At 55.6% G+C, this 4,175-nt stretch carries 4 protein-coding genes; all 4 read right to left on the bottom strand.

Features of this window, described 5'->3' with window-relative positions; translation table 11 throughout:
* Window positions 1-425: 425 nt before the first annotated feature.
* Window positions 426-1,013, bottom strand: a complete 588-nt coding sequence (locus tag JE47_RS22360; RefSeq protein ID WP_236631323.1) for a vitamin K epoxide reductase family protein — start codon at window positions 1,011-1,013, stop codon at window positions 426-428.
* Between the two features lie 54 nt (window positions 1,014-1,067).
* Window positions 1,068-1,457, bottom strand: a complete 390-nt coding sequence (locus JE47_RS22365) for a hypothetical protein (RefSeq protein WP_236631324.1) — start codon at window positions 1,455-1,457, stop codon at window positions 1,068-1,070.
* A 318-nt stretch (window positions 1,458-1,775) separates the two neighbouring features.
* A complete protein-coding gene (thpR, locus tag JE47_RS0119630; RefSeq protein ID WP_031461372.1) occupies window positions 1,776-2,351 on the bottom strand; it encodes an RNA 2',3'-cyclic phosphodiesterase in 576 nt (191 codons plus the stop codon).
* A 60-nt stretch (window positions 2,352-2,411) separates the two neighbouring features.
* Window positions 2,412-4,175 (bottom strand): TolB family protein (locus tag JE47_RS20815; protein WP_035420118.1); only part of this gene is annotated, 1,764 nt, incomplete at its 5' end.

Raw genomic sequence — 4,175 nt, forward strand, 5'->3', positions numbered from 1 at the left:
GCGTGTAACCTCCTTTTGCCAATATTATTTTGACCGTTTGCCCATAAGATGCAAAATCTTAGACGGAGGTTACACCTTAAGTAGCGGCAGAACGCATTAAGTGTACACCGCGCCCGTAGGGGCGGGTTCCCCGCTTGTGAGAGGACGATGGTGGGCTGAACTGGGTGATTCACCCCACGCCAACTGGGTACGGATCGGATCGCCACCGTCGATTCCTGTTGCAGCGCCCACGTGAACCGTGACAACGTCATAGTAGGGGCGAAACGTTTTTTCGCCCCTACTGTTCATCACCGCCATGCCGATATTGCCCCCGCCACCATCCGAGGCACGGTGCCGTATGATCAGCGTGATCTGCTACTTCATCCCGACGCGAAGGTACCGCGTGTACGGTATGGCCTTCATACATTCGGGTTTTTGATCGAGTTCTACCGTCTTGACGCTGCCAGTGATCGCCGTCCCCGCATTGGCGGTTGTACCACCGGCGCTGTGACCATCCACAATAGCGCAGTCATCGTTATTGCCGAGAGTAAACACCACAGACATGTCGCCCCAATCACAAACGGCTCAAGGAAGGTGAGATACAGCGAGAAAAACGTTCCTCCCACCACCATGATCACTAACGTTTGGCGAGCAAGCCGTATGCTGCCAACACGGTCGATAATCCAGGCGCCGAGGATCGCTAGGTAGCCTATCACACCCAACACGCCAACCGGAATCCCCACAATACGGGCGTAGGGACTCTGGTGTACCAGATTACAATCACCAATAGGACCACATACCGCACTCTGCTGACGTGTTTCGATGAAGGCCAGGTAACCGGCTAACACCAGACCAACGACAGCGAGAATTGGAATGAAGCGAACGCTGGTTACTGGTAAGGTCTGGTCAAACGGCCAGCGTAGACGACGGATTGCGATAAAGGTAACAATGACCATACTGGTCAGCACGAACAGAGCGACCGTATTCGCCAGCGGATCGCGACTAAACGGTGCTGTAGCGGGTTGCGTTGGCACTGTTGCATGATCGTCGAACGATGCAGTCAGTGCCTCTAAACCAGGAATAGCTGGCTACCCGTTCCCACCGGCTGCGAGTGTATCCTCGACTAAAGTGGGTAAGTACCTGGGGATTTCTAAGCTGCCAACCAGATGGGTTTGACCGAAGAAGAGGGCTGGCACACCCTGACGATGAGTGGGTACCTGAAACACCTTCATTGCCGTTTCGTACAGGGCTAATCCGTCGGGCGTTGAAACATCGATGGTCAAGATTTGCAGCCGATCTGCGTAGCGTGTCTGTAATGGGGGCAATACCTCGGTTAGAACGACATGATAATGTGGGCATGTCGGTGAATAAAACAGAACGGCGTGTGCTATCGCATCTTGGGCGCGTACTGGCACGAGCAGGATTCCGAATAGCAATGCTAGACCAATGAGCGTCAAGCATAGGCGTTGCAGAGTCATAACAACCTCACTTTCGTTGACCTCTCATCCATCGTATCGGCTGTAATGACCGCTGCGTAGCGCAAAATCACTACCGATCAGCAAGAATTGCACAACCTAGAGCCTATCCGAATACTCGTCGTCATGTCACAACGGATGAATCTGGGCGATAATCAGCGTGATACCGATGGAGCTGCATGGTTGGGCAAGACGACGCCTTCTCCCTACGAGTGAAGCTTAACAGGCGGATGCAGCGTCGCTGCGCTCCGCTAGTACTCGATATTGCTGAAGGGGCGGTTCACGAACCGCTCCTCCTTCACGGATATTTGGGATAGGCTCTCACCCAAGCGCTGTATAGATTGCGCCGCGAGCTGTCAGTTGACTGCGGAACAGGATTGGTCGCTCAGTCTGCCATTCGAGAGAGTTCGGTTTCATCGTTACCAGAGTTGCCCGCAACGAGCGAAGCTCAGTCGGTGTTGCGTTCGTGCGAGCACGGGCGAGGGTGATATGCGGCGTAAAGGGGCGTGGATCCACAGCTAACCCTATCGACTCGATGACTCGACCGACGGTCCGGTGTAAGGATGCCAATCCATCCAGGTCACCATCAAGGCCGGCCCAGACAACGCGCAACGAGCCGTTCGTTGGAAAACAACCCACCTGATTGAGGCGCAAGCGTAATGGCGACACCGTGATCGCATGCAGACCGGCCAGGAGTGGAGCGACAAACCGTTCTGGAGTTTCACCGAGAAAATGGAGGGTTAAATGCATGCCTGCCGGATCACTCCAGCGCACTGCCCGATTGTGAGCATGTAAGCGCCTTTGAATATTATGCAATTCTTGACGCACAATTTGCGGTAGATCGAGCGCGATAAATAGTCGCAGCGTTGGCTCAGTAGCAAGCGAGGGTTGGTTCATACAGCAATATTCCATTCTTACCCGTATTGCCGATACACACCATCGTTGCGCGCTTCCACTTCATCGCAGCTCACGCACGCCACGTACCAGATCAAGCAATATCTGCCGATCACCACTCTTTAGATCCCAAACCCACAGCGCCGTTGAGGAACGCTGGTTCTGCGTCTCAGGTCCACGTGGGCCAGGATCGGCACCGGCCACTGCGGCGTAGAACAATTGCTGGTTGCGCACAATTGTCGATCCGATTCCACCCAGGCTCTGGCCGGTTGCCAGCAATTCGCTGCGCTGGAGACCGCGCCAGCGGTAGAGCTGATAATCCTGTACCAGATCACTGGCGCATAGTGTAGTGAGGTATAGCAAGCGTCCTTCCGCATCCCATCCTAACGGACGGCTCCAGAAAGGCCCTTCGCGTATCGGTTGGGGCGGTACTACTTCTGGTGTTGCCGTCGGTAGTGCAGTCGCAGTAGGCGTTGCTGTCGGCAGTTGCGGGGTAACGGTACCGGTTGGTGTCACGGTCGGCGTTGGTGTCGGTGTCGCCGTTGGACGTGCAGTAGGTGTTGGCGTAGGCGTCGGTAACACAACGCGCTGGGTGCCGATCCGCTCAACGAGCTGACCGGCGCTATCGAGGATTAATAGATCGGCGCCGGGATCATCGGCGCGCAAGGCTTCTACTGCCGCATACTCACCACCAGGACTGGCCAGCAATGTTCCAAACCCTCGATACCGCACGACTAATCGCTCATCGGTCAGAAGCGCGGCTCCCACATCGAGTACCTTACCGTCAGATAACCGCAAGAAAAGCGAACTTCGCCCATCTGGGGCTTCTGCACGGTACAACAAGCGGTTCCCACTTAACCACTGTGGCGCAAAGCGACTCCATTCATCGAGCACCGTCTCGAGCCGGGTTGGTTCACCGCCACTTACCGGAACCGTATAAATCATCCACTGCGTTGGCAGCGCACCGGTTTCATCAACTGCAAACGCAATCGTTGCCCCATCAGGACTGAAAACCGGATCGGCGCAACTTACCCCTACCTGGGCCAATGGTTGTGCTTCGCCGCCGGCGAGCGGTAGCAACCAGAGCGTCGAGGGCACAGCCAGCGCTGCATCGGACGGATCGAGACCTGCTTCAGATCGACAGAATGCCAGATAATCACCATTTGGACTGACCGCGAGGTGGGTTTCGGTTTCAGCCGAATCGGTCAGATTAACGGCCCCCGCCAGGCGGCGCGTCATCCCCTCACCAACCACTGTCGTATTGGCATCGAGTTTCCAGACATCACCATCGAACAAAAAGAACATTGGTTCTATATTTGCCGGAGAGCTGCCGGACGGCACTCGCAACGTATCACTCGCCACGCCGAACGTTGATGTGCGTGCTACGGCAATCGACAGGCGATTATCGGTCAATGTAACCCTGAACGGAACCGGTTCGGCAAGCGGGATTAAGATCGTTGCCCCTACGTCTGCCTGCGCATCGGTCAGTACAATCGCCTGTGAGATGGTACGGGTTGTGGTAAATGTAAGTGTCTGGGCTGGTAACGAAGCGGTAAACCGATCGTCACGCAACCAGCCGGACAGGTCAATGCGCACTACATACGGTGTCGTGAGTGTAGTTGAAGTCGATACTATTTGGACATCAGCCAGCGTCAGACAGCTCACCGTTGCGCTCAGTGGCGCCGAACCGGGGCTTAATTCAAAGAACAAATCAAGTTGCTCGAATGCCGGATTTCCCACTGTCCGCAGCTCTTGCAGGGAGGCTGAAAAGCGACCGGTCGGCGCACCGACAGTTTGGGTACAGTAGCTAAACCCGGCCAGAGCCGG

Origin of the sequence: Chloroflexus sp. MS-G, from assembly GCF_000735195.1 — a bacterium.
Taxonomy (GTDB): Bacteria; Chloroflexota; Chloroflexia; order Chloroflexales; family Chloroflexaceae; genus Chloroflexus.

Bases quoted from the DNA above. Each gene is read 5' to 3' on its own strand.
- thpR (WP_031461372.1), bottom strand. From the start codon at position 2,351: ATGAACCAACCCTCGCTTGCTACTGAGCCAACGCTGCGACTATTTATC.
- JE47_RS22365 (WP_236631324.1), bottom strand. From the start codon at position 1,457: ATGACTCTGCAACGCCTATGCTTGACGCTCATTGGTCTAGCATTGCTA.